Genomic DNA, 24020 nt, shown 5'->3' with positions numbered 1-24020 from the left:
CTTCACCCGCCGAGGACGTTGGGCTCAAGCATGCAGAACGTTGTGACGCCATTGCTCACATCCAGCGCCTTGCACGCCCGACTGTAGACGTCTCGGTACAGCTCCTGCCTGGTAGCGCCGACTTCAGCGGACACGGTGCCTTCGATCGTGTTCGTCGAGACTCCGTACTCGCCCTCCTTCTTGAACTGAAGGGTGATCACGTAGTGGTACTCGGACTTGGCATGGATCACGGAGATTCCCTCTCACGTAAGCACTGACGTACAAGGGAAATTATACGAGAGTGATCATTCCATGTTCCCCCGCGACACGAGGGCGGCCGTCGAAGCAGGAAGACGTCGGCGTCTCGGACGGTACGATCTCCGCTCATGCGACGCGTCTTGTTCGATTCGAATGCGATTGATCCGATTGCCGCCATAGAGGGCGCCTTGGAGAAGCTTCAGGCTGCTGTCGAAGCAGGAGACCTCGACATCCTGTATACGCACGTCACCGTTGACGAGCTGGTTGCGATACGCGACTTGGAGCGTCGCGGTCAGCTGATGCTGCTGATGGCATCGATCGGAAGAGTCGTACCCACCGGGGCCGCGGTGGTGGACTACTCCCGACTCGACTTCTGCCGGCTGGGATCCGACGATGACCAGGCCGAGTTGGAGGTACTCCGGTCACACAGCACCCGGCACTCCCGAGACGCCCTGATCGCCATCACCGCTCGCGCTGAGGGCTGCGCCCTCGTCACGAATGAGCGCCGCCTTACCAACCGGGCCAGGGAGCGTGGCGTTGAGGTGCTGACTACCCAAGATCTGCTGGCCGAGTTTGGTACGAGCTAGCCCACGAGGCCTGCGCCGTCCCTACCCGAAAGGAACATTATCTGGAGCCAGAGGGATCGTTGCCCTGCCCGGACACGCGGATGCCGCGCCCGAAGCTCTGGATGGTCTGCCGCCACGACGCCTCAAGAGCCTGTTCATCCAGCACGAGGATCCGCCCGGGCGGGCATGCGGGACTCGCCTTCACGGTGAAGGTGCCAGCGGCTCCCGTCTGGTCCACGGCGGCCCGTACGGCGTGCACGCGGTCCGGCTCGCAGATCAGGGTGCGCTGCGCGTCAGCGTGGGCCTGCATGAGGAAGCGGATCTCGTCTAGAGCGTCCATCGTCATGCATTCAGGATCGCAGCGGTTCGGACAGGCGTTGCCTCGGCGGCTGCATGAGAAGTGAGCTTATCAAGCATCAGAAATGCGGAGGGTGCCTCCGAAACTTCGCTGTGCGCGATCCTAAGCTCCGACCCGTTTTCCGCGGTGGATGGTCAGGCGCGGATACAGGCATCACAAATGATGCGGTTCTCCCCCTTGTCGCGCCCGCAGATCCGGCACGCACTCTCGACAGGGTGCTCGGGGCAGAAGGGGCGACCCTTTGAGTCCACCGTCCACCCTGCCGACAGGTGCCGGACGGGAGTTGTCTGTGCGCAGTCTTCAACTTGGCAGCGGACCCGGGGCCGGAAAGGAAGGGGACTCATGAGTCCAGCGTGGCACGGGTGTGTCCCGGTGCTGCCTCGGATACCCGCCGCCAGGCCCGCTTCTCCCGGGCCCGCTGCGTCTTCTTCGACCAGCTGCGCGACGGGCAGTCCTCCCCGGCCGGGCCGTGGCAGTACGGGCACCACGGGCGGGACCAGGTGCCCAGCATCCGCGTCACCCTCTTCTCCAAACAACACGAAGCGCGGCCCGCACCCTCGCCAAAGGGACTGCTTCTGCGGAACCGCGCCACGTGTGTACTGGTTGGAGCCCCCGTAGCACCGGGAGCACTGCCCACCGTAGCGGGCCCGGTGCCAGGGAGACCAGGCCGGAACAGGTGCTGGCGCGATTCTGAGTCAACTCGCACCAGCCCTACGGGAACAGCAGCCGGGACAGCGGTGCCGGGCGGGCTCCCGGTTCGTAGACGGGGGCGGAGGTCGACGGCCGCCATTCCGCAGGGAGTTGGGTGTCGCAAGGAGCGGCAGTCCACCGACCAGCGCTAGCCAGCCGCACAGCACGGTGCCCTCCGACCAAGGAGAAGTTGGTCGGAGGGCACCAGCGCGTCAGCCTACGACTTCGCCGTGATGTTGAACGTCCCGCCCGCTGCAATCTGCTCCGCGTACTGCGTCAGCTCCGGATCCGTTATCGAGCCGCCCGCCGTAGAAGCCCACCGCTGCTGGAGTACCGGCTTGATCTCCTCGACCGGCCGGCCCTCAAACTCCTTCGACATGCCGTTCAGCATCACCGAAAGCTTGCCCGCGACGGTCGTCGCCGCGTCGTTCGCCACCTTCTGCAGGTTCCGCTTGAACGCATTCGAATCGAACGTGACCTTGCTGCGTGCCATGGGGCCTCCCGAGCCGGGACTGTCGTGCACCAGAAGCCCACGGCTCCCCGCCAGTCCGTACAGATCAACGGTAGACCCCGGCACTGACAACGCCGTTGGGTTCAACGGCCCATGTCGGCCCGTCTCCTGACCAGCGGGTTGTTCACGAGGACGGGCCGCAGGTGGCATGAGGGAGGGGGTGAAGCGGAGCAGTGCCATGCGAGCAAGATCACGTTACTTGGTGTGAAAAGTTATAGGACACGCCCCCTGGTGAGGGCCGCTGCGGGGCACCGCCGATGAGCTTGCCCGTCACTGTGGTCATGCGTGTCTCTTAGAAACGTCGGCGGTCAGGAGCCAGCCCCAGTACCGTCAGCCCGGCGCCCTTGCGCTGGGTGGGATCAGGGGTGGATGGGGTGCCGGCCGCCGAGCAGGTGTATCGCGGCGCCGCGGGGTCGAAGTCGGCCACGGGAGAGCAGTCGTACTGGACTCCTTGCGGGTCGGTGTACGTCCAGCCGGCCGGGGGCTGCCCGTTTCGCCCGTCTGCTCCGTCTGCTCCGTCTGCACCGTCCTTGCCGTCCGCGCCGTCTTGGCCGTTGACGCCGTCCTTGCCTGCGACCCCAGGAGCGCCAGTCGCATCCTGGCCCGGCTTCCCTGGGGTTCCCGGTTTGCCGGTAGTGGTCGGTCCTGGCTGCCCTGGCTCCCCTGGCTCCCCTGGGTCGCCCTTATCGCCCTTGGGGCCCTTGGGGCCCGGGATCGGGACCGGAACGGCCGCCCGGTCAGGAAGGTTGGAGACTGCCGCGGTGGGGTCGGGGGCGACGGGCGTCTTGCCGTCCGACTTCAGCTGAGTGCGCAGCTTGCGAACGTCCGTGGCGAGTGTGGAGACGGCGTTGCCCCGAAGGTCGGCCTCTGTTGCGAGTTCCTTCGCCTTGCGGTCTGCCGTGTCGATCCGGGCCCAAAGGATCACGGCGACCCCGAACAGGGCAACGATCGAAAAGAGGATGGCCGTGCCGCGCCACCGCCGGGCCAGGAAGCGCTCTGTTCGCCTCATCCGGGATCGCCTCCCAGTTGAACGATGATGCCGCGCAGGCGGGCGCTTTCCGCCTCGGCGGTGGCCCGACGCGCGGATTCCTGCGCCAGCGCGGCGTTCAGCTCGGCTGACCTGTCGGCCAGCTCCTGCTTCTTGTCGGCCAGCTCCTGTTTCATACTGCTTCGCTCCTCCTGGAGCTGATCGGTCAGGCTGTTCAGGCCGCTCAGGGACAACTCCCCGCGCTTCCCCACGAACGCCACGACTGCTGTGGCCAGCACCCCGGCGAACGCCACGAGGGCGCCCGCCAGAGTGAGGGTGGTTGGGTTCATTCACGGGATCCCGTCCAAGTGCAAAGCGGACGTCAGGTGTTCCGTCAGGAAACCGAGGTGATGGACTTGCCCGCCCCTGCCGCCACCGGGGCGGTGACCTGCGTCCGGTCCCACATGGCGACGACACCAGCGGCTACGGACAGCGCGACGGCCTGCTGCTCCGCCGACCAGTCGAGGCCGAACCCGACCGCGAGGGCGAGGGCGGCCTGGATGAAGCCGAGGAGTGCGGCTCCGAGTCCGTCGTTGGCCAGGACGGCCAGGGCGACACCGACGGCGGCCGCGGCCACCGCGTTGATGACGGCCTGCTGCTCGCCGGACACCTCGACGCCGAACGCAGCGACGAGCTTGACCAGGACGGCGATCAGGCTGAGAAGTACAGCCGGTTCACGACCGAAGATCTTCATGGGGTTCTCGATTCTTAGGCGGGTTGAGCAAGGGCGCGGCAGCCGATTACAGTGCCGCTCGCATTACGGACCTCGTGGTACGGAACGAGGAGGTCAGAGCGTCGGTCGGCGAGAGCGAGCGCGACAACAAGGGAGACGATGTAGCGATAGCCGTCACGCTTGGGCGGAAGGTCCTGGGCGTGGCCGAACTCGACCAGCTCAGCCCCCGAACCGTCCGGGCCCAGTTCGATCGTGGCGAGCCGGGACGGGGTGGGCTCAGGCTCGTAGACCGCGCGCAGATGCGGTTCGAGGTCGTCGCTGCCCTCCTCGCGGTCCCAGCTGTACAGGCGGATCGAGTGCGGTGTCAGGTTGAGGATCACGGGTCAGCTCCTCGGGACCTTGAGGGCGTCCCACGAAGCCTTGCCAGGGATGCCGTCAGCTGCGGACCCCGTGTAACCCAGCTTCTTTTGCCACGCGGCGTAGGAATTTCGGTCGGAGTTCGTCCAGTTCGGCCCAGGGCCCGAGCGATATCTCCCGCAGCCCTCGGCGACGAGGCGCCGCCCCATCGCAGTGATGATCGGGCTGTGGCGGCCGCCGTGGAAAAAGGCGGCGCCGGGGAACGGCTCCAGCGGCTGCGCTGTGGGGGCAGCCTTGCCCGGCAGTTTCAGCTTCTGGCCGATGGCCAGCTTGTCGGCGTCCTTGAGGCTGTTCAGCTTCACCAGGGCGTCGACGGTCGTCTTGTGTGCGGTGGCGATGGAGGAGAGCGTGTCGCCCTTCTTCACCGTGTACGTACCGCTCGAGGACTCAGGCGTCGACGTACCGCCGCCGGTGTCCGTACCACCGCCGGACGGCTTGCCCGGCACGATGCTCGTGTCGATCGCACCCGGATCCCAGTGATCGTTACCGGGTACCTGGGCGTGCGCGTAATGCCCGCCCTTCGATTCCCAAGTGGTGCGGCTTCGTCCTGCCTTCACCGCGGCCGCCGACGTCGCCGGGGGCTTCCCGGCCGGCCACACGTCGGGGATGCCGTGCGCGCGCATCGCGGCGATCAGCTTCCGGTAGTTCGGCTTCTTCGCCGGGTCGAAGCTGTTCGTCCACGGGGCCGCGGCCCGGGCGAGGACCTCGACCTGGATGTTCACCTTGCCCTCGCGGTTGGTGCGGCGGCTGCCGTCGTTCTTGAGCGCCCGTCCGCTCGAGGTCAGAGGCCCGAACTGGCCGAGCTTGTCCGTGACGGGGTCGTAGATGACCTGCGGCTCGACACCAACGCGGATCAGGTACGCAGCGATCGACGCAAGATAGGAGCCGCCGGCCGGGGACTCGGTGGTGTGCCAGGTGGCCCGCGGCGGGTTGCCGGGGGTGTCCATGGCGCCGCCGATGGACTGGTCGCCGAACCGGGCGGCGCCGTCGATGTACGCCGGGCCGGAGAGACCGCGCGGCAGGTCCTCGATGTCGCCCTTGGCGTCGGGGTCGGGGGCGAACACCCGGTACTCGGCGGCGTCGGTCGGTACGTACACGTCCAGGTCGCCATCGGCGCGGGCGACGCAGAACGCGCCGTCGAGTCGCGGGTGCTCGAGGACGTGGCGCTCCGAGTCAGGCAGCGCGGCGATGGCATGGACCTGGTCGACGTGTTCCTGGTCGACGGTCCCGTAGTACGTGGTCGTGGTCTTGAGGGTGGCCAGGTCTATGTGATCGACCGCGGCGTGGAAGGTGGTGGTCACGGGCGGGCTCCGTCGAGTCGGGGCTGGACGACGTCGACCTCGGCGCGCAGCGCGAGGTACGTCGAGAGGGATAGACGGCCCGATCCGTGATCCGCCCAGGCTGCGCCCCAGCTGTTGACGAAGCGCAGAACGGTACGGTCGGGTTGGAGGACGCCGTCCTCGACGGCGACGGCCTCGAGGGCGGTGACGCACACTTCGTGGCCGCCCTCGAGCGGGGAGGACGCCCAGGCGGGGTCGGCATCCACGAACCCAGAGGCGTCCGGCTCGGAGAACGAACTGAACCAAGGGAGACCCATCAGGGCGGGGCCGGTCTGCAGGAGCGTGCACAGCTCCTCAGCGGTGGTGGCGTGCCCGTACTGGTCGATGAGGCCGCGGTCGCGGAGGACCTTGGCGATGCCGAGGCCGGACGAGCCGACGTCCTGGCTGGGCCAGTTGGCGTCCTGCCACTGGTCGCGTTCGGTGGCGTCGGCGTACAGGCCGATCGCGTAGTGCTCGGCCGCGGTGGCGTCGTCGGTGTCCAGGCCAGCGCCGGTCGCCTGCTCCTTGCTGAGGAGGATCGACAAGAGGGCGGTGCCAGCGTTGCCGGTGCAGGAGGACAGGGCGTCGACGTCGTCGTCGAGGCCGTAGTCGCGGGAGGTGTAGATGCCCTGTGCGATCAGGTTCTGCTGGTCCAGGACGGGGATGCGCGGTTCCCACTCGGTGGCGCGCAGGGGCTGCCCGTCGTAGGGGCGGCGGTAGGCAAGGCTGCGCGGGTCCAGCACCATTTGGCGGCCGAGGTGCGGCGGCGTGTCGTACGTGTGGATCGTGAGATCTGTGGGCACTTGCCCGCGCTCCTGCACTTCCCCGCGCCCAGAGCAAATGTGGCGTGCTGCGCCGGCCGGGGCCGGGTGGCAGTCCCTCTGGGGTGGTGCGGGGCGGAGGGTCGCCCTGTGGATCAGCGTACGGGTGTGCGGGGCAGGCATTGCCCCCGGTCACGCCCGGCGGTCAGGGTGCGGTGTCGGTGGGCGACGGCTCTACGGGGACGGGGGCCGGCGGTTCCGGGTCCGGGTCAGGTGCAGGGTTGGTGACGGGGCGCAGGTCGGTGATGGGCTGCTGGCATCGGCCGCACTGGCCCATGTAGCGGGGCGGGTCGTATGTGCCGTACGGGTAGTACGTGCCGACGAACTCCTGCCCCTCGACGGGGCAGCCCGGGGTGTGGCAGACGGCGATGAGTTGCACGGAGGGCGGGAAGTCCTCGCCCAGGTCCTGCTCGGCCATGCGCGTTCCTTAGTTGTGGCCGTAAACCAGCCAGTGGACGGTCACGGCGGTGGTGTTCTGTCGTGTGGCCCAGATGGTGAGGCCTGCGGAGGTGAGGTTGGTGAAGCCGACGCCGGTGATGCCGTCGGTGGTGGCCGTGAATCCCGGGGCCGGGTTGGCGATAGAGATGAAGGCGCGCAGGTTGGCGCCCTGGACGGCGAGCCCGGACACGGACACGCTTGTGGGCTTGTTTGCGGCGGACGGCGTGATGGCGACTGAACCGCTGGCGAAGTTCCCGGCGGTGAGGACGCCAGGCGTGGTGATGTTGCCAGCGGTGGACACGTTCAGCCGGTCAGCCCCGTTGAGCTGAAGTCGCAGCAGAGAACCGGTGTGGCCGGTGGCGGCGTTCAGGTAGATCGCGGAGAGCGTTGTGGCGGGGGGCAGCACGTCGAGTGCTTCGGCGAGGAGGGTGGCCCTGCCCGCGCCAAGACTGAGCTGCGATGTCTTCGGTGTGGTAGCTCCGTCTGTGGCAACCAGATCGAGGATTGCCTGTCCGCTTGCGTCAGTGGCGGAGGTTCCATCGATGGCGACGAATCCTGCGGTGGTTGAGCCGCTGGGGTTGAGGGTGGTGAGTACAAAGCGGCCGCCGTGCGTGCCGGGGTTCGGCGGGATCAGGCCGAGCGTGGTGCGGATCGATCGACCCAGAGCGTCCGTGGCGGTTGCTTGGGATCCGAGGATTGTGGACGGCACACCCGAGGTGACACCCGAGTTCAGAAGGCCGGGACCGAGCTCGGATGCCGCGTTGGAGTACAGGAGGATCGAGGGGCGCTGGGCGAGCGGAAATGGCGGGGTGGGTGTCAGGAGGATGCGTTCGCCGCTGGTGCCGGTACGGACCTCGCTGCCGGTGACTGTCGCGCCGTTGATGTTGGTACCGGTGATGGTCCCGCCGGTGATGGTTTTCCCGGTGATGGCGTCGGCTTTGAGGGCGGTGGCGTCAACGGATCCGGCTTCGAGCTTCCCCACGGTAATGGCGTTCGCGGCGATCTTGTCGGCGGTGACAGCCAGCGCATCGAGTTTCGCGGTGGTGACCGCCCCGGCGGCGATCTTGGAGGCGTTGACGGCCAGGGCGTCGAGCTGTGCCGTCTGCACCGCCCCGGCCACGATCTTGGGTGTGGTGATCGCGCCATCCGCGATCTGCACTCCAGGCACGATGGGACGGCATTCCGCATTGTCGAACCAGGTGCTTCCAGCGGTGACCAGACCGGTCTCGATCCGTACGCGGGCACGTACCGCTGCTGCCGGAGCTGTGTACGTGCCCGCGATCCGCGTCCACGCCCCCTTCACCGGCGCCGTCACCCGCGTCTGCGCCTTGTCCGTGACCAGGGTGGCGCCGCCCTCCGCCTCCCACCGGATGTGCATGTTCAACTCACCGCCCGCCCAGTCCGTGGACGCGTAGTAGTCGACAGCGATGTAGATCTGCTGGCCAGCCATGGTGGGCAGGAGAGTGAGTTCCACTGCCCGGAACATGCTGGTGCCGTCCGTGGTGAGCTTCATCGAGGCGACGGAGCCGTTGCCGAACGTCTTGTCCTGGACAGCCCACTGCGAGAACTTCGCCGCAATGCTGGCCGCGTACACGCCTTCGAAGCTGGGGTCATTGAGGACGTTGGTGCCGCCGACGACGGTCAGTTTGTCCGTGGTGATCGACCCGGCCGCGATCTCGGAGGCGGTCACCGCACCGGCGGCAAGCTCGCGTGCGGTGATGGCGTCGGCGGCGACCTTCCCTGCGGTCACCGCGTCGGAGGCAATGGCGGGCCCAGTCACCGCGTTGTCGGCGATCTTTCCGACACTGACTGCGGCGGCTGCAAGCTTCGCACTGAGGACAGCGCCGTCGGCCAGTGCGGTGGAGCCGACTGCGTTCACAGCGACCTTCGCCGCGGACACGGCGGCGTCGGCCAGCTTCACGGTGGTGACGATCCCGTCGAGGATGTCGGACGCCACCACAGCGGTCGGTCCGACCGGGCCCACCGTGCTGGACGGGGGCGACGCGGTGCCCGACGTGCTGCGCGCCACCAGCTGCACGTACACCGGGTCGGGTGTGGCGATGACGACGGTGCAGCCCTGCGCGGTCTCCACCGTCGCCTTGAGAGTGGCGGCGGTGGGGGTGTAGATGGCGAGGGGTGAGGCGTGGACCTCCACACGGGACCAGTCCAGGGGCATGGTCGCCCCGTCGGCGAACTGGCCGTCCCAGGACACGGTGACGCCGCCGAGGACGGATACGACGATCGGGGCGGTCGGGGCAGGGGGCGGAGGCCCGTTCACGACGTTAACGGCGGTCGTACCGTCTCCCTGCTGACCGATCTGCGCACGGAGCGACCCGCTGCTGTCCCGGACTTCGAGAGCGGTGTCGTCCAGGGACGCGTAGGAGAGGCGGGCAGCACGCTGAAGGCGCTCGATGTCCTTTCGCATGCGGGCGAGCTCGGCGCCGATGTCCGTCAAGAGACTCCTCCGTACTGGAATGAAGCGGCGGGCTTGAGGCTGATGACGGCCTGGGGGCCGCCGGTGGCGTGGGGTTTCACGGTCCAGCCGGTGATGCGGCACCAGCCGGTGTACGAGGTCCAGGAGTTGTGGACGCGGGTGTACACGTCGTCGCCGATCTGCCAGGACCCGAATGGGGCGGCGCGGGTGTTGCGGATGGTGATCTGGGCGACGGTGCCGAGGGTTTGCCGCCAGGCCCGTTCGGCGGCCGCGCGGGTGCCGAGGATGTCGGTGCCTTTGGTGTCGGGCAGGTCCAGGGCCGTCTCGAGGCGGAGGCGCCCGTTACGTATGGCGCTGATGGCGCGGCGTTTCGCGGACCCGTCGCCGGCGCCGTTCGCGATGACGACCTGGGCGTATTCGTCGGCTGCGAGCTCGATCTCTGGGGGGTCGATGATGTTCTGTCCGGACGCGAAGGAGATGTCGGTGCGGCGGGCGCCGAGGCGCGGCCAGCCGAGCCGGATCCGGCGCACCGGTGCGGTCTTGGCGCTGTTCCAGGCGACGGTGCACGTGTAGTCGGGGGTGGCGTCGCCGGACACCAGGTCGTCGATGGCGTCGCCAAGGACGGGTAGCTCCCACCACAGGGACTTGAGCGGGTCGGCGGGGGTGCCGACGGTGGACGTCGAGGTGGTGGGGTCGACGACGACACCGAGGTCGCCGTCCGTGACGGACTGGGCGTAGGCCCAGATGTCCCGGATCACCTTGCACCGGTCGGTGTACGTGTAGGGGCCGCGGCCGCCGTAGTTCCCGTCGATGTCGTGCCGCTTCTGCAGGTACGACGACCACCCGGCGGCTTCGAGGGTGAGGGTGTTGTCCTGGGTGCGGACGTCCCACACCAGGCCGCCCCACCGCAGGTGGCCGGCGGACTCCACGTAGATCAGGGTGGTGCCCGGGTCGGCGAGGGTGGGGTTCTCCGCGATGAGGCGAGGCTCCAGCTTCCCGGTGAGGGATCCGGGGCCGTTGAGTTCGTCGCCGTACTCGATGTCGCTGAGCGGAAGCGCGAGGGACTGCCACTCCCCCGTCAGGGCGTGCTGGGTGAGGATCCGGTCCGGTATGGGCGTGGTCACCGGGGGGCCTCCACGAACTCGACGTCGTACACGAAGGTGGTGAAGTTGCTGACGTTGATCCGGCCGGTGTTCCCGGCCGCCCCGTTGGCCTGGGCGCGCAGCAGCTGGGTGGTGCCCCGGTAGGCGGCGGGGATGGTGAGGGTGTCCGCGACGATGGCGGGCAGCTTGCGGACGCCGGTGCCTTGGTTGTCGTCCAGGGAGATCGGCTGAAGGGTGAGGCTGGACCCGAACGTGGCCTGGAGTGCGCCGGTGAAGTTGGCGACGGAGTAGCGGACCGGGCTGACGTCGACGCGGAGTTTGGCCTGGGTGGCCCAGTCGGGCACGGCAAGGTTCCAGCCGGGTTCGGTGGAGAAATAGCTGTAGGCGGTGGATGCGCCGATGAGGGCACTGTCGGACGTTGGGGAATGGGTGAAGAGCTGCCGATCCCGCCGGGGGTTCGCGACCTTCCGAAGGTCCTTGATCATGGCGGTGGTGATCGTGGACGTGGACGCTGTGATGTCGATGCGGGCGAGGGGGATTCCGGTACGCCCGTCGGGGATCGTTGTCGCGGACGCGCTGACACCGGAAATGACCTGGAAGTAGGCGACCTGGTCGACGACGGGGTTCAGGCTGCCCTCGTACTCGGGGTCTTCGACACGGAGGATCACCATGTCGGAGCGGGCGGACCCGCCGGTCGCGGCGATCGGCACTGTGACCGAGCCGATGTTGCACGCCGCGTAGTGCCCCTGGAACGTGTTCATCCTGCCGCGGACGGTGCCCGATCCGCTACTGACCTGGACGCTGCTGCCCGGGGTACTCAGCTGGGTGACCTTCAGGTCATCGCCCTCGGTGATGCCTTCCGCCCCGCGCGCCAGGTCGCGGACGAGCATGCGGAATTGTTGCGCTGAGTGGGTGGCGCCGTCGGTGAGGATCGGCCGGGGGAACAGTGCCATGGTGGCGTCTCCTTCAGAGGGCGGTGTAGGCGTCGCGCCAGGTCAGGCGCATGCGGGCGGTGTTGGTGTTGTCGAATCCGGTCCAGCGCATCTCGGACTGGCCGGGCGGCAGCGAGAACAGGTCGATGCGGGATGCGGCGGACAGGAGGCTGGAGGCGTTGCCGCCGTTCTCCCGGGTGACGGTGCGGTAACCGGGCCGGGTGTCGATCTGCACCCACTGGCTCGACGACGTGAGGTTGAGGGTGGGCAGGGAGAGCTGGCGCCCGGATTCGGCGTGCGTGATGGTGACCGTGGCGACGGGGCCGGTGATCCGGATGACGGGCCACGCGTCCGCCGTCCCTTGGTTGGTGGCCCAGCCGGGACGGTTCGCCGCGGTCGTCCCGGACTGCACGTAGATCGGGGCGATCACCGGTGCGGCGAACCCGCCACCTGTCAGCCAGCCGAGCGGGATCTCGGTGATGGTCTGCTCGTCGGCGTAGAACGTCGGGTCGGTGGCGACGAACTCGATGTCCAGGGGAACGAAACCGTGGATGACCTGTTTGTACTCGGGGTCGAGCTTGCGGAGGCGGCCATTGAGGCGCTTCACGGGCCGGCCGGGGCGCAGGATCCGCAACGGCATCGTGGCCCCGCCGGTCAGGCGGACCGCCGGGGCGTCGGCGGCGGCCTGCAGCGCTGCAACGACGTCGTGGCACGCGGCCGGGTTACCGGGGATGCGCACCGCGGCGTCGAACTGAACCTGCCGGGCGCTGTAGTAGTCCGGCCCGGCGAACGCCCCGTCCATGGACGGCTGGTCTGCGTCGTTCTCCCGCGACGGGGGACGGCCGAGCCCGGTGGTCTCGATGACCTGAATGTTGGTGTCGGCGCCCATGAGGACACCACCGAGTTCGTACTGCCAGTCCGCGAGCTTAAGCGGCGACACGGGCATTCACCCCTCCCCTGCGAGCACGCCGCACGCTGCGACCCACCTGCGTTCCGATGTCCGACGCGGTCGCGCCGGTGCGTACGGCGGTGACAGTGACGTTGGTGTCGCCGCCCTCGCGGACGATGACGACCGGCCGGGTGGCGCTCATGTCGGTGAGCCCGACGCCGAACCGGGAGGCGACGTCGCGAAGGACCTTGGTGGCGGCGGTGCGCTTGCCGGGCCCGAGGGGGATGAATGCCTCTCCCCCGGTGCTGGGCTCAGCGAACGTGACAGCGCCGCCGCGGGTGGCGTAGATGCCCTCCCGGATCCCGCCGTTGGCGTAGCTGAGGCCCTTGTTGGCGCGGGATAGGTCACCGAGGAATTTGGTGGCGCGGGCGCCGAGCGAGCTCTTGATCTGAGACTGGGCCTTGGTTGCGGTGGCGATGATCTCGTCTTCGCCGAGCCCGGTGGTCTCCGCGACGTCGTGGATGCCGGTCTTGCTGGTCTTGACGGCGGAGATGATCGCGACGAGCTGCTGCACCTCGTCGTTGGTCAGCGCCTTGTTCGACTTCTTTGCCGCGGTGTTCGCCGACGCAGCTTTCTTGTGGTCCTTCACGGCGGCGGCCGCGAGTTCCTGCGCCGCGGTGTCGCCCTGCGCGGCAAGCTGCGCGGCGAGGTCTCCGTACCCCTGCCCGGCCAGGGTCGACAGGTTCTTCTGGAACGTGGCGTCGGCGCCGGTCGCCTTGTTGAGCTGCCGGGTGTAGTCCGTCAGCGACGCCTTGGCCACCTTGGTCAGGTCCTGGAGGGCCTTGGCCATTTCGTCGGCGTATTTTTTGGAGCCGGTGGCCATCTTGTGGGCGAGTTTGATGCCGTCCTCGCCCATGCCCGCGAGGGCCTCGGCGACGTCTCCGCCGAGCCGGTCGGCGACCTTCTCGAGGTCCTTGTTCCATGACCGGGTTGCCTTCGCGGTGCTCTTGAGTTTCTTCTCCACCGCGCCGAGGTCGAAGTAGTCGACCTCTTTCGTGGTGGTCTTGCCCTTCTTGTTTTTGGTCTTGACCTTCTTGGTTTTGTGACCCGCCTGGCCGGCGTCCGACGACGAGTACAGGGATCCGGTGGCCGGGTCGTACCGCCAGTCGGTGACGTTGCCGTCGGCGTTCCACTGGACGCTGCGGGGGTCGCCGCCGAGCCGGCTGATGGTCTCTTCGGCGATGGCGCGGGAGCGGCCGCGCTTCGATGCCGCAAGGGGGATGTAGGCCTCGCCGCCGGTCTCTTCCTCGGCCCAGACACGCCACGCGCCGGCGGGGGCGATCTGCGCGGTGTGGTTCTCACGGATCCCGCGCCGGTTGGTGCCGCCGTTGGCGTAGAAGTCGAGGACGGAGCCGCGGGCCTCGGGGGCCTGGACATGGTCGGGAACACCGTTGGCGTCCTTGTCGGCACTGGTGGCCTTGTAGGAGAGGTAGACGCCGACGGTTTTGCCGTGGATGTTGTCGATGGCGTTCTGAATGATGCGGGCGTTGTACGTGGCGTCGCCGGTCGGCACGCTGATCGTGACCGTCTTGCCCTTGGTGTTCTTGATTTTGAAGCCGAGGGCTTCGAGGTTCTGCCGGGCCTCGGTCGTGGGCGCCTTGATGGTGAGCGTCTTGCCCTTGGTGTTCTTGACCTTCTCCTGAATCGACTGGAGTTCTTCCTTGGCCTTTCCGGTCGGTGCCTTGATGTCGAGGGTTTTGCCGTTGGTCTCGCCGAGCTTCGTGATCAGCAGGTCGAGGTCCTCGCGGGCCGCCTTCGTCGGGGCGGTGATTTTGTACTCACGGGTGCCGGGGATCAGCTCGATCTTGTAGCCGATGTCCTCGAGTTCCGTCTTCGCCTCATCACCGAGGGCGTCGACCTTGATGGTCTTCTTGTCCGGGAACTGTTCGAACTCGGCCTGCACACCGAGGAGCTCGGCAAGTGCGGTGTCGACACCCTCGGTCTGAAGCAGGATGCTGACCCGGCCCGGGATGAGGCCCATGGCGTCTGCGACTCCGGCGGCCTGCTCCTTGCTCATCCCATAGCCCTGGGCAAGCTTGATTGCAGAGTCCCGGGCGGTCTGCATTTCCCGGGTGGCGGCCTGGATGGACTGCGGGACGCCCTTGCCTTGCGACTGGGCAAAGTCGTACGCCGCGACCGCAGCCGACGAGCTGGAATCGGCGATGGTGTCGAGGGTGGAGAACAGCCGCTGCCCGTTCTTCGTCGTGGTGCTGAGTGCACCGTTCGCGCCGACCAGGGCTTTCCCCCACCCGTCGGCCTTGTCGACCCCGGCGGCCAGGGCCTCGTTGGCGTTGGTGACGGCCTCGTTCACCCGGGCCTGAGCGGCCTGGAGGCTGACGGATCCGCCAGACAGCAGATCGAGGGCGTCACGCAGGGCGCGGGTGCGGGAGTCGGCGTCCGCCGTCTTGTCCGCAAGGGCCCCGACCGCGTCCTTCAGGCGGGTGTACGCGGACGTGTTACCGGCACCCTTTACGCCCTCGTTGAACGACTTGGCGTCGGCCGCCGCCTTCGCGAAGTCGCCTCCCAGCGGGCCCAGCGCCTTGCGGAGGTCGTCTGCCGCCCGGCCCTGGGCTGTGAACGCTTCCCCCATGGAGCCGTTCTCGTCCATGGTGCTGAACTTGCTGGCCTCAGCGGTGGCGGCGAGCTCCTTCTGCAGCTTGCTCAGCGAGGTGCCCTGGTTTGTGTACGCGTCGACGAGCTGCGACATGGGGACCTTGGCCTTGCGGGCGAGGTCGACGAGGCGCTGCTGCCCGTCCAGGGTCGTTTTGACCTTCGTGCCCATGAGGTTCTCGGCGGCGATGGCCCGGACGTTGTCGTCAACGGCGCCGTTGGACTCGCGCAGGGCCTGGGTGAGGCTGGAGATCTGCTGCTGATGCTCGGCGGCTGCGGCTGCGGCCTTCTGCTGCCGGGTGGCGAGCATGCCGAGGCCGACGGTGGCGGCAGCGAGGGCGACACCCCAGGGGCCGCCCATGACGCCCATGAGGCCGCCCATTGCAGAGCGGAGCCCGGTGCCGGCCGCGGCGGTGACGCCACGCAGCGCCCCGCCGAACCCGGTTGCCTGCGCGGACGCGGTACGGAAGCTGGCGCCCATCTGGCCGATGACGGGGACCCGGGTCTGCAGGACGGCGAATGCGGCGCCGTAGCGGCCGATGGAGGCACCGGAGGCGGTGGCCAGGGCGCGCTGTACGGCCATCTGCTGGTTCAGGGACCGGTAGGCGCCGGTGAGGCGGCCGCCGACACTTCCGGCGACGCTTTGGGCGATGGGGCCGACGCGGCGCATCAGGAGCATCGCGAGGACGGCAGACTGCACCGGGCCGGGAAGGCTCGCGAACATGCTGACCAGGCCGCCGACCAGGTGGCCGACCGGTCCGAGGACTCCGGACAGGAACGACACGGCCTGGGCGGCGGCGTCCAGGGCGACAACGACAATGTCGAGGGTGGTCGCCACACCGTTCCCGGACCCTGCGACGTCCGAAAGGGCGGACACGACGGGTTCCACACCGGCGGCCAGGTTCTTCAGGACGTCGACGACCATCTGCCCGGCGGAGAGCAGGACGTGGAGGGCGGAGGCAACCGCGTCGCCGCCGATTTCCTTGAACGGGGCGATCATGCCGCTTGCCGCGTCCCCGATGGCGCCGAACTGACGGCGTGCGGCCGCTGCGATGTCCGGGCCGAACAGGGTCGCGGCGTCGTTCATGTAGTCGAAGAAGTGCTCGATCTTCGGGGTGGCCTTGGACAGGCCGGACGTGATGCCGCGGGTCAGGAACTCCAGGCCCGGTGCCATCCCGTCGTAGAGGGCGAGTCCGGTCTGCCGGGACTGTGTCTTGAGCTGGAGCATCGCGCCGGCGAGGCCCTTGCCCTTCGCTGCGGCGATCTGCGCGGCCGCCCCGGTCGACGACACGGCCTGCATCAGTGCGTCGAAACTGTCAGTGCCCTGGTGGGCAAGGGCGATAGCGCCGGACATGGCGGGCTTGCCCATCGATTTCTTGACCGCGGCGGCGAAGTCCTGGTTGGTCATGTTGTGCTGGGCCTTGGACAGGCCGTCGATGACGTAGCGCAGGCCCTTGAAGTTGCCCTGGGCGTCCCACGCTTCGATGTTCATGGCCTTGAGGCCTTCGATCATCTGCGGGGTGGGGGCGGCGAGGTTCGCCATCATGCCGCGCAGGGTCGTACCGGCGGTCTGGCCGAGGATGCCCGCCTTGCCGAGCATGCCGACCGCGGACGCGGCTTCCTGCATGTTGACGCCGAGACCGTGGGCGACCGGGCCGGCGTACTTCATGGCGTAGTAGATGTCGATGATGTCGCCGGACGCGGCGTTCGCGGTCGCGGCGAGGGTGTCGGCGGCAACTCCGGCCTGGTCGGCGCCCATGCCGAACTGGTCCATCATGTCGCCCAAATACTTCGCGGAGTCGGCGGCGTTGACCTGTGCGGCGGACGCGAGGGTGAGGCTGGCCCGGGTCGCGCTGATCGCCTGGTCGGTGCGGAACCCTGCCTTCGCGAGTTCGACCATGGCGTCGGCTGCCTCGGCTGCGGTCGCGCCGGGCAGGGACAGGTCGTTGCCGAGCTGGTTCGCGGTCGCCGCGGCGCGCTGCATCTGCATCTGCGTCGCCCCGGTCACCGCCCCGAACGTGTTCATCGACTGCTGGTATTCGTTGCCGCGCTTGACCAGTTCGCCGATGCCCATCACGAGGCCGCCGCCGGACAGCAGGGAGGCTGCCCCCATGAGCTGGTGGCGTAGCCGTCCGGTGTCGGCGGCCATGCGGCGCAGGCTGCCGCGGTCGTTGATGCCCCGCATGCGGGTGGAGGCCCGCTGGGCGGCCTGCGCGAGGCGCAGCAGGTCGCGGACGGCGGTGTCGATCTGGCCGGACATGCGGGCGAGCTGTCGGCCGGTGGTGCGGGAGTTGTCGCCGAGGGAGTTGACGTGCCGGTTCGCGGTGCGGGCGGCGTCCCCGTATCGGCCGAGGTGGCGGCCTGCGGTGCGGGCGTCGTTACCGAGACTGTTCAGGCGCCGGGCGGTGGTGCGGGCGGTCGTGCCGAGGGTGCGGATGTGCCGGGTCGCGGTCTGCGATGCCTGCCCGAGCTCCCGGACCTCGGTCTTCGCGGTCCGGGCGGCGTTCCCCAGGGTGCGGGCGTGCTTGGCGGCGGACTTGAGGGACTGGGCGAGGTCGTTGCCGTGGCCGCGCAGGTCCACGGACAGGTTCCAGTTCGCCACCGTGCCGCCCCCTCTCCTGTGGTCGTTCAGTCGTCGTCGGTGCTGCTGTGCCGTTTCTCGGCGAGTTCGCGGTGCGCTTCGATCGCGGCCGCCTGCGCCGCCGGAATCAGTGCGATCTTGATTCCGTTGTTGTCGGCGTCCTTGTCACCTGCGAGTTCGGCCTGCTTGTCCGCGATGACCTGGCAGCCCACGCACCGCTGGACCGTGACCGCGTAGGCGTCCTCTTCGCCGGGGTGGCCGTGGTCCCAGTCGTCGTACCGGGTGCCGCACTGCGGGCACACGGTGCGCTGGTGGTCGCGGTAGGCGAGGGCCTTGGCCCGGTCGCGGGCCGTCCACGTCCCGTCACCGATGCCCCGGAACAGGCTGTGGGGTATGCCCCACCGGTCGCAGAGTTCGAGTTCGCCACGGAGTCGCTCATCTGCGATCAGCCTTTTCCCAGGTCCATGCGGGTCGTCTCCTGGACGTTCCACGCGGCGTTGAACAGGGCGGCGGCTTCGGCTTCGGACCAGGTGTCGAGGTACTCGCGGGCGTCGTCGACCGTCATGCCGTCGGCGGACGCGGCGGCGATCAGCTCGGGGCCGAGCGATTCGACGTTCAGGTCGTGCCCGTCCTCGGCCTGTTCCTCGGTGGCCGGGTGGGCCTTTTTCAGCGCCTCGAACTCGAGCCGGGGCAGCGCCTGGAACCGCAGCGCGATGGCCGCCACGTCGAATGCGGCCTGCGCGTCCGCCACGTGGTTCTCTGCCACGGTGACGGCGGCCTGCACGGTCTTGTCGTCGGGCCGGTCCGCCGCTTCGGCCTGGATGCGGCGCAGCGCGTACCGGGCGGACTCGAGGGCGGTCTTGATGTCGAGGTCGTCGCAGATCGTCAGCGATGCGGTGTGCCGGTTGCGGTTGCGGAGCCGCTCGCGGGTGGCCGCCCAGTGGGCGTCCTTCGCAACAGCGGCGGCCGGCGGGGCGGTTGTGGTCTTGGCGGTGGCAGGCATGGGGTGGTCCTCCATCAGAGGGGAAGGGGACCCGGCCGGGCGCCAACGGGCGCCCCTTCCCGAACACGCGTCGGGCCCGACCGGGAGCTGTGGGGAGGTCGGGTCAGGTCGTGGGGATCGTCGCGTTGAGCAGCGGACGGTCCGTGATCGAGAACTTGACCATCAGTTTCGCGGCCTCGTTGTCCGCGGTGACCGTGGACGAGTTCGACGCGACACGCACCGGGTAGACGTCGAGGCCCTTGGTGCTGGACGCCTTGCCCTTGCGGGCGATCAGGATGAACCCGGTAGTGCCCTTGGCCAGGTCCGTCTCGATGGTGTCGGTGGTGTCGTCCTCGTAGAACGTGAGCGAGGAGTCGGCCGCGGAGTCGTCGCCGGGGATCTTCGACACGAACGTGGAGTCCATGTCGGGGGTTTCGATCTCCTGGTTCTCGATGGAGAACCCGTCGACTGCGGCGATCAGCTTCGTGTAGTCGGTCGCACCGGTGATCTCGACAAGCGTCGGCATGTACGTCGTGGACGCGATCGTCTCGGCGAACAGGATCTTCGTAACGCCCTTGCGGTTGAACCTGGCCATGCTGGGGCCCCTTTTGGAATGCTCACGCGTGTGTGGGAGTCGGCCACCAAGTGGTGGCGCGTCCGCGCTGGGGCCGCCGCGGTGCGGTGAAACAACCTGAACAGGCGTCAGGCGGGGGTCAGGTCGAACCTGAACCGGATCACATAACTGATGATGGCATCGGTCGGATCATTCATTGCCCCCGGTTCGACGTCGGGCTCCCGGCACATGACCTTCACGCCGGGAACCGTGAGCGGGCTGACCCACTGACCGGCGCCCGCGTCCCGTCCGAGGATGGCCCGCTTCGCCTTGTCGACGAGCCACTCCGCCTGGTCGACAGTGCCGGCCGAGCCGGGCTTTGCCGGGTCCGGGCCGGACACGCAGGTGACCTGATAGACGAACGAAGCGTCCTCGTTCTCGTCGGCGAGCGGCGCACCGCTGGTAGTCCCGTCCAGGGAGTACAGCAGGTAGTAGGGGGGCTTGGACTCCGGCATGCGCCCACGGCCCACAGGCATCCCGGTGACAGACGCCAGGAGGGCGGCGAGCGCGGCGGTGAACGGACGGCGGTCAATCACCGGAGCACCTCCGCAACCGCGAACCGCATCTCTGTCATCAAGGTCGCCCCGATGTGCGGAATGGCCGGGCCCACGTGCGGGAACGGTGGCTGGTGGAACGTTCGGCCGATGCTGTCGGTCATGCCCATGAACCCGAACTCCAGGCGCCGGCCTTGGGGGGCGTTCGTGCCGATGGTGCACAGCGCCCCGTGCGGGAGGCGCCGGTTCTGGGTCTCCCACGAGTTCCTGTACTGGCCGGTGATGACGTTCGGGCCGGGCCGGCCGGAGGCGTTGCCCCGGATGCGGGCGCGCCCGAGTTCGCCGGTGTGCCGGACGGCTCGCTGGATGGCGGGGCCGATCCGGGTGGCTGCACGGTCGAGGCGGTCGGCGAGTTCGTCGGGGGTCACCGGGTCACCTGCCGTTCGGCCTGGTTCTGGTCGAGCGGGGTAATCCGCACGACCTCGGTGGTGGCTGCCCGGCCCGGGTCCTGACAGATCCAGGACCGGCCGATGAGGGCGGTCATGGCCGGGTTGTGGGTCTGGACGACGGTGACGGTGGCGTCTTTCGGGGCGATCGGCGCCTCAAGCGGTGTCAGCAGCCGGTACCGGGACTTGGTTTCCTGCACCCAGGGCTGGGTGGCGTTCGGGGTCGCGGAGATCTCCGACTGGGCGGTGCCTCCCTGCACGGCGCCCGCTCCTTCGTAGAGGACGTCACCTTCGGGGTACTCGAGCTGTCCGGTGTCCTCGTTGAGGACGGGGTCGCCGGTGGCGGGCAGCGTGATGCGCACCGTGTCGACGAGGAGGTTGTCGGCAATCCAGGTGACAACTCCAGCGAGGGCATCGTCCAGTCCGGCCATCAGGCCCTCCCCTGCGCCCAGTCGGCGAGCTGCGCGAGCATGGCCCTGGTGAGTTCGTGGCGGCTGCCGTCGAGGTCGTCGCGTTCCAGCGCGGTGGCCTCCAGGCGGGCGGGGTCGATGTTCGCGAGGAACGCGGCGACGATCTGCCCGTCGTCCTGTTCGGGTGCAGCAATGGCGACGCGGGCGAGGCCCTGCCACAGGACGTGGTCTGGCTGCCGGGTGTGGAGCACGAGGGTGGGCAGTGCGGCCGCGACGTCGTGCTCCAGTACGTATCCGGTGACCTGATTCGCGGGAAGCGGCTCGCCATTCAGGCGGATGGTGGCCCGGCCGGGCGCGGCGTCGATCTGCACGCCGTACGCCGACGGGTCGGCTGCGGGGGTCACGCTGCGCTCTCCCGGTTCTTTGCCGCCTTGAGTTCCCACTCGGGCCAGCCGCCCCAGGCGGGATCGGGTTCCAGCGGTACGGTCTGCCGCACCCACCGCTCGTACGTCACCGCTCCGTCATGTGTCTTCTCGTTGATGACCTTGTGGCCGTCCGCGTCCACGTAGTACTCGGTGAACCCGATGAGATGACCGCTTTCGCGGTCGCCACGAACCTGGCTTTCGATCGTGATCTGATCGCGCGCGACACGCTTGGGATCGATGCCGTTCGCCTCCAGCCACCGCGCGACGCGCAGGCGCTGCTCCTCGCTGATGTCGTGACCACCGCGCACTACGGTGACGATGCGGCGCTCCACCGGGTTCGGAACCGGCATGGCACCTGGCTCACTGGATTCGATGGTCGTCATGCGGGATCTCCTGAGATGAGGCCGGGGCGGTTGTTCAGGTCGGGGCGGGGAATCCAGGACCGGATGCAGCCGTGGTGGGCGGCGGGGTACATGTCGGCGTCGTCGATGCTGCGGATGGTGCCGTCCGCGTGGTCGGTGTCCGCATGATTCGTAAATCCACACTCCGAACCATCAACGCACTGCATCCACTGGGCGTCCAGCTCCCACCGGGCGGTGTTGATCGCGCCGGAGTTCGCGGCGACGACGCCCTGCCACGACAGGGCGGCGCGCGCCCATGAGGCGACGGGGTGCCGGGACTGGTCGGCGTAGATCACGGTGGACAGCGGGTGGTCGGCGGCCAGTCGGGGACTGTCGATGCCCTCGTGCTTACGGCCGCGGGTGACCGCGCGGGCGGCGTCCTGCGCGATCCGGGCAAACGCCTGGGCGCGGCGGACCGCTTCCTGGATACGGCGCATCAGGTCGACGTAGAACGTGGCGGTGAGCGGGGTGATCGCGGCCTGGTGGTCGACGGCCCACCGGAACAGGGTGATGTCGCGGTTCGCGCGCCGGAGTGCCTGGACGGCGCCGTCGCGGTACACGGTCGGCAGGTCCGTGGCCGCCCACCGTTCGGCGAAGGCTCGGGCGTCGCGTTCGAACTGGGCGACCTGCCGGTTGAACTCGGCGACAGCGTTCCGGACTCGGGTGGTGGAGCCGATGCCGGGCCGGATCCGTTCCAGGGTGCGCAGTAGCTGGTCCTGGGCGGTAACGAGGCGCCCCCAGTCCCGTGCCAGGCGGCCGGCAGAGAGGGCGATGAGGGCGAGGAGTTCCTCACGGGTCTCGCGCTCCTGCTGTACGGGGGTGGTCATCGGCGGGGCCGCTCGACGAGGTACACCAGCCCGAACCCGTCCCCGCTGCCGTCCGGGTCGGTGGGGTCGTCGGGGGCGGGCGGCTCCCCGGCTTCGAGGGCAGCGATCTGCCGCTCGTAGGAGGTGATGTTCGCGGTGTAGTTCACGCCGACGACGGAGCTGACGTTGACGACCGAGGGCTGTGCACGGAGTGCGGCGAGACGCTCACGCAGGATCTCGAGCGCCACGGCGCGGGCGGTGCCGAGCCGGGTGTACCGCTGCTCGAGGTCGGTCAGGTCGGTGTCGGTGCCGAGCTGGGAGATGAGCCAGGCGCGTACGGCTGTATCCACCAGGTCCTCCGGTCGGTGTGGGGTGGGAAGGGTGTGCAGGTGCGGGCCCGGCTGCTGGCGCCCCACCAGGGGGCCGGGCCCGCCACCGCTTACTGACCGCTGGTGCCCTCGGCAGCGGTCGTCCGGCCCCGGGCCGGCTTCTTGGCCGCCGTCTTACGGGCGGCCGGCTCGGTGTCCGCGTCGTCGTCGCCCGTGGGCGTCGGCTCGGCGGGCGTGGCATCGGGGAGTTTGCCGTCTTCCCACGCTGCGGGGTTGGTGACCAGGGCGGCCAGGCGTGCCTCGGGGCTGGTCCCGGCCTGGAGGATGACGGTCTGGTTGGTGCCCGGGTCGGTGACGTACACCGCCGCGGCAAGCTTGGCTGCCATGGTCAGAACACCTTTGCGGTGACGTGGATGTCCGGGACGTACAGCACCGGCATGGCCACGGCGGCGCCCTTGGTCCACACCTGGACCGGGTCGTCGGTGTAGCCGTGGGTGACGACGATGCCGGGGGCCTCTTCCCGCTCGATGGCGGGGTTCCCGCCGGACGAGAGGACGAGGGACTCGGCGGTGACGCCGTACTGGGTTTCGCCCCACGTCTGCGGGTTCGGCGGGAGCATCAGCCACCGGTCCTCGGGGATCGGGCGGACCATGGTGCCGTCGTCCTTGGGGATCTGTACGTCGTACACGCTGATCGGCGGGAGGCCGTAGCGGGCGCGGACGGTGTCGACCTCGTTGGGGGCGAGGACGCCGGTGGGGGTGTTGGCGGGGATGGAGCCGTAGAACGCCTGCCGGTAGGAGTTGTTCGCGGCGAGCAGGGCGCGGGCCTTGTAGGAGGTGACGACGCGGGACGGGAGCGGGGCGCCGGAGGCGCGCAGCGTCTCGATCCACGCCATCTCGTCCTTGAGGGCGTCCGCGGTCGGGTCGGTCCATGCCTTGGTGGCGGTCGGCATGTTCGCCGAGGGAACGCCAGCGTCGTACTCGACCGTCAGCCCGTTTTCACCGGCCAGGGTGAACTTGCCATCGGTGAGGAGGTCACCGACCGCAAGTTCGAGGCGGGACTTGATGGACTGCACGTGCGCGGCGATGTCCTGGTAGAGCAGCTCGACGAGTTCGGAGTCGTCGGCACCACGGGACGTGTCGAGGAGGATCTGCTCGAGTTCGCCGACCAGGTACTTCTGGCCGAGCGGGGGCAGCATGCCCTCGGTGACGATCCGCTTCGCCTCGCGGGTCGCGACGGCGGTCTGTGCGTCCCACGCCCGGTACTTCGCGGCGTTGACCCGACGGCTGGTGGACCTGATGCGGAACTTGACGCTGTTGATGGTGCGTTCCGGCATGACCGAGAGGGTCAGCGCGTAGTCCGCGGGTGTCTGTACAGCCCGCGCGAAAGCGTTGATCTCGGTGGCGTCGATACCCCTGAGGAGGTTCTCAAGCATGATTCAGCCCCTC

At 68.7% G+C, this 24020-nt stretch carries 28 protein-coding genes and 1 pseudogene; 1 reads left to right on the top strand and 28 read right to left on the bottom strand.

Features of this window, described 5'->3' with window-relative positions; all coding sequences use genetic code 11:
- Nucleotides 1-2: 2 nt before the first annotated feature.
- Nucleotides 3-230: a hypothetical protein gene (locus OH809_RS45175; protein ID WP_331746645.1), complete on the bottom strand. Its 228-nt coding sequence runs from the start codon at nt 228-230 to the stop codon at nt 3-5.
- Nucleotides 231-365: 135 nt separating this feature from the next.
- On the opposite strand from OH809_RS45175, the gene OH809_RS45170 reads away from it, so the two are divergent.
- Nucleotides 366-824 carry a hypothetical protein gene (locus OH809_RS45170; RefSeq protein ID WP_399559163.1) on the top strand — a complete coding sequence of 153 codons (459 nt, stop codon included), beginning with the start codon at nt 366-368 and terminating at the stop codon, nt 822-824.
- A gap of 37 nt (nt 825-861) precedes the next feature.
- Here the strand turns inward: OH809_RS45170 and OH809_RS45165 are convergent, their stop codons facing one another.
- The 27 genes and pseudogenes from OH809_RS45165 to OH809_RS45035 form a co-directional block, all read right to left on the bottom strand.
- On the bottom strand, nt 862-1149 hold the full coding sequence (locus OH809_RS45165) for a hypothetical protein (protein ID WP_399559162.1): 288 nt from the start codon (nt 1147-1149) through the stop codon (nt 862-864).
- A 352-nt stretch (nt 1150-1501) separates the two neighbouring features.
- On the bottom strand, nt 1502-1681 hold the full coding sequence (locus OH809_RS45160) for a hypothetical protein (protein ID WP_406516345.1): 180 nt from the start codon (nt 1679-1681) through the stop codon (nt 1502-1504).
- 387 nt (nt 1682-2068) lie between these two features.
- On the bottom strand, nt 2069-2344 hold the full coding sequence (locus OH809_RS45155; protein ID WP_399559161.1) for a hypothetical protein: 276 nt from the start codon (nt 2342-2344) through the stop codon (nt 2069-2071).
- A 310-nt stretch (nt 2345-2654) separates the two neighbouring features.
- Complete coding sequence (locus OH809_RS45150) at nt 2655-3371, bottom strand: collagen-like protein (RefSeq protein ID WP_399559159.1); 717 nt, start codon at nt 3369-3371, stop codon at nt 2655-2657.
- Nucleotides 3368-3679 (bottom strand): hypothetical protein, encoded by a 312-nt coding sequence (locus OH809_RS45145; protein ID WP_399559157.1) that lies wholly within the window; start codon nt 3677-3679, stop codon nt 3368-3370. The genes OH809_RS45150 and OH809_RS45145 overlap by 4 nt, the downstream gene beginning before the upstream one ends.
- Before the next feature lie 44 nt (nt 3680-3723).
- Nucleotides 3724-4083, bottom strand: a complete 360-nt coding sequence (locus OH809_RS45140) for a hypothetical protein (protein WP_399559156.1) — start codon at nt 4081-4083, stop codon at nt 3724-3726.
- Nucleotides 4084-4097: 14 nt separating this feature from the next.
- Complete coding sequence (locus OH809_RS45135) at nt 4098-4442, bottom strand: hypothetical protein (RefSeq protein ID WP_399559303.1); 345 nt, start codon at nt 4440-4442, stop codon at nt 4098-4100.
- 3 nt (nt 4443-4445) lie between these two features.
- Nucleotides 4446-4691 (bottom strand): annotated as a pseudogene (locus OH809_RS45130) (peptidoglycan-binding protein); the annotation flags it as partial.
- Nucleotides 4692-5776: 1085 nt separating this feature from the next.
- Nucleotides 5777-6601, bottom strand: a complete 825-nt coding sequence (locus OH809_RS45125) for a hypothetical protein (RefSeq protein WP_406516367.1) — start codon at nt 6599-6601, stop codon at nt 5777-5779.
- A 163-nt stretch (nt 6602-6764) separates the two neighbouring features.
- Nucleotides 6765-7037 (bottom strand): hypothetical protein, encoded by a 273-nt coding sequence (locus OH809_RS45120; protein WP_399559300.1) that lies wholly within the window; start codon nt 7035-7037, stop codon nt 6765-6767.
- A gap of 9 nt (nt 7038-7046) precedes the next feature.
- Nucleotides 7047-9512 (bottom strand): hypothetical protein, encoded by a 2466-nt coding sequence (locus tag OH809_RS45115; RefSeq protein WP_399559299.1) that lies wholly within the window; start codon nt 9510-9512, stop codon nt 7047-7049.
- A complete protein-coding gene (locus tag OH809_RS45110; protein ID WP_399559298.1) occupies nt 9509-10615 on the bottom strand; it encodes a hypothetical protein in 1107 nt (368 codons plus the stop codon). The genes OH809_RS45115 and OH809_RS45110 overlap by 4 nt, the downstream gene beginning before the upstream one ends.
- Nucleotides 10612-11547 carry a hypothetical protein gene (locus OH809_RS45105; RefSeq protein WP_399559296.1) on the bottom strand — a complete coding sequence of 312 codons (936 nt, stop codon included), beginning with the start codon at nt 11545-11547 and terminating at the stop codon, nt 10612-10614. Before OH809_RS45105 ends, OH809_RS45110 begins: the two co-directional genes overlap by 4 nt.
- 13 nt (nt 11548-11560) lie before the next feature.
- Entirely contained in the window at nt 11561-12466 is a 906-nt protein-coding gene (locus tag OH809_RS45100) for a phage distal tail protein (protein ID WP_406516366.1), read from the bottom strand.
- Nucleotides 12453-17687: a phage tail tape measure protein gene (locus OH809_RS45095; protein WP_399559292.1), complete on the bottom strand. Its 5235-nt coding sequence runs from the start codon at nt 17685-17687 to the stop codon at nt 12453-12455. The genes OH809_RS45100 and OH809_RS45095 overlap by 14 nt, the downstream gene beginning before the upstream one ends.
- Nucleotides 17688-17713: 26 nt before the next feature.
- Nucleotides 17714-18157, bottom strand: a complete 444-nt coding sequence (locus OH809_RS45090; protein ID WP_399559291.1) for a hypothetical protein — start codon at nt 18155-18157, stop codon at nt 17714-17716.
- Complete coding sequence (locus OH809_RS45085; protein WP_406516365.1) at nt 18112-18669, bottom strand: hypothetical protein; 558 nt, start codon at nt 18667-18669, stop codon at nt 18112-18114. The genes OH809_RS45090 and OH809_RS45085 overlap by 46 nt, the downstream gene beginning before the upstream one ends.
- Nucleotides 18670-18772: 103 nt before the next feature.
- Entirely contained in the window at nt 18773-19243 is a 471-nt protein-coding gene (locus OH809_RS45080; RefSeq protein ID WP_399559289.1) for a hypothetical protein, read from the bottom strand.
- A 107-nt stretch (nt 19244-19350) separates the two neighbouring features.
- Nucleotides 19351-19797, bottom strand: a complete 447-nt coding sequence (locus OH809_RS45075; RefSeq protein WP_399559288.1) for a hypothetical protein — start codon at nt 19795-19797, stop codon at nt 19351-19353.
- A complete protein-coding gene (locus OH809_RS45070) occupies nt 19794-20183 on the bottom strand; it encodes an HK97 gp10 family phage protein (protein WP_399559287.1) in 390 nt (129 codons plus the stop codon). The genes OH809_RS45075 and OH809_RS45070 overlap by 4 nt, the downstream gene beginning before the upstream one ends.
- Nucleotides 20180-20632 (bottom strand): DUF6093 family protein, encoded by a 453-nt coding sequence (locus OH809_RS45065; RefSeq protein WP_399559285.1) that lies wholly within the window; start codon nt 20630-20632, stop codon nt 20180-20182. The genes OH809_RS45070 and OH809_RS45065 overlap by 4 nt, the downstream gene beginning before the upstream one ends.
- Entirely contained in the window at nt 20632-21015 is a 384-nt protein-coding gene (locus tag OH809_RS45060) for a hypothetical protein (protein WP_399559283.1), read from the bottom strand. The genes OH809_RS45065 and OH809_RS45060 overlap by 1 nt, the downstream gene beginning before the upstream one ends.
- Entirely contained in the window at nt 21012-21419 is a 408-nt protein-coding gene (locus OH809_RS45055) for a hypothetical protein (protein ID WP_399559281.1), read from the bottom strand. Before OH809_RS45055 ends, OH809_RS45060 begins: the two co-directional genes overlap by 4 nt.
- Complete coding sequence (locus tag OH809_RS45050; protein ID WP_399559279.1) at nt 21416-22264, bottom strand: hypothetical protein; 849 nt, start codon at nt 22262-22264, stop codon at nt 21416-21418. The genes OH809_RS45055 and OH809_RS45050 overlap by 4 nt, the downstream gene beginning before the upstream one ends.
- Nucleotides 22261-22593 carry a hypothetical protein gene (locus OH809_RS45045; RefSeq protein ID WP_331746898.1) on the bottom strand — a complete coding sequence of 111 codons (333 nt, stop codon included), beginning with the start codon at nt 22591-22593 and terminating at the stop codon, nt 22261-22263. Before OH809_RS45045 ends, OH809_RS45050 begins: the two co-directional genes overlap by 4 nt.
- A gap of 89 nt (nt 22594-22682) precedes the next feature.
- Complete coding sequence (locus OH809_RS45040) at nt 22683-22958, bottom strand: hypothetical protein (RefSeq protein ID WP_331746895.1); 276 nt, start codon at nt 22956-22958, stop codon at nt 22683-22685.
- Nucleotides 22959-22960: 2 nt separating this feature from the next.
- On the bottom strand, nt 22961-24007 hold the full coding sequence (locus OH809_RS45035) for a major capsid protein (protein WP_399559278.1): 1047 nt from the start codon (nt 24005-24007) through the stop codon (nt 22961-22963).
- Nucleotides 24008-24020 lie beyond the last annotated feature (13 nt).

This window comes from Streptomyces sp. NBC_00873 (assembly GCF_045207415.1).
In the GTDB taxonomy this organism is placed as follows: domain Bacteria; phylum Actinomycetota; class Actinomycetes; order Streptomycetales; family Streptomycetaceae; genus Streptomyces.
Note: the sequence above shows the minus strand (reverse complement) of the source record. Positions and strands in the feature narration are given on the sequence as shown.

Bases quoted from the DNA above. Each gene is read 5' to 3' on its own strand.
- OH809_RS45170 (WP_399559163.1), top strand. From the start codon at position 366: ATGCGACGCGTCTTGTTCGATTCGAATGCGATTGATCCGATTGCCGCC.
- OH809_RS45165 (WP_399559162.1), bottom strand. From the start codon at position 1,149: ATGACGATGGACGCTCTAGACGAGATCCGCTTCCTCATGCAGGCCCAC.
- OH809_RS45155 (WP_399559161.1), bottom strand. From the start codon at position 2,344: ATGGCACGCAGCAAGGTCACGTTCGATTCGAATGCGTTCAAGCGGAAC.
- OH809_RS45150 (WP_399559159.1), bottom strand. From the start codon at position 3,371: ATGAGGCGAACAGAGCGCTTCCTGGCCCGGCGGTGGCGCGGCACGGCC.
- OH809_RS45145 (WP_399559157.1), bottom strand. From the start codon at position 3,679: ATGAACCCAACCACCCTCACTCTGGCGGGCGCCCTCGTGGCGTTCGCC.
- OH809_RS45140 (WP_399559156.1), bottom strand. From the start codon at position 4,083: ATGAAGATCTTCGGTCGTGAACCGGCTGTACTTCTCAGCCTGATCGCC.
- OH809_RS45120 (WP_399559300.1), bottom strand. From the start codon at position 7,037: ATGGCCGAGCAGGACCTGGGCGAGGACTTCCCGCCCTCCGTGCAACTC.
- OH809_RS45105 (WP_399559296.1), bottom strand. From the start codon at position 11,547: ATGGCACTGTTCCCCCGGCCGATCCTCACCGACGGCGCCACCCACTCA.
- OH809_RS45085 (WP_406516365.1), bottom strand. From the start codon at position 18,669: ATGCCTGCCACCGCCAAGACCACAACCGCCCCGCCGGCCGCCGCTGTT.
- OH809_RS45080 (WP_399559289.1), bottom strand. From the start codon at position 19,243: ATGGCCAGGTTCAACCGCAAGGGCGTTACGAAGATCCTGTTCGCCGAG.
- OH809_RS45065 (WP_399559285.1), bottom strand. From the start codon at position 20,632: ATGGCCGGACTGGACGATGCCCTCGCTGGAGTTGTCACCTGGATTGCC.
- OH809_RS45055 (WP_399559281.1), bottom strand. From the start codon at position 21,419: ATGACGACCATCGAATCCAGTGAGCCAGGTGCCATGCCGGTTCCGAAC.
- OH809_RS45050 (WP_399559279.1), bottom strand. From the start codon at position 22,264: ATGACCACCCCCGTACAGCAGGAGCGCGAGACCCGTGAGGAACTCCTC.
- OH809_RS45040 (WP_331746895.1), bottom strand. From the start codon at position 22,958: ATGGCAGCCAAGCTTGCCGCGGCGGTGTACGTCACCGACCCGGGCACC.
- OH809_RS45035 (WP_399559278.1), bottom strand. From the start codon at position 24,007: ATGCTTGAGAACCTCCTCAGGGGTATCGACGCCACCGAGATCAACGCT.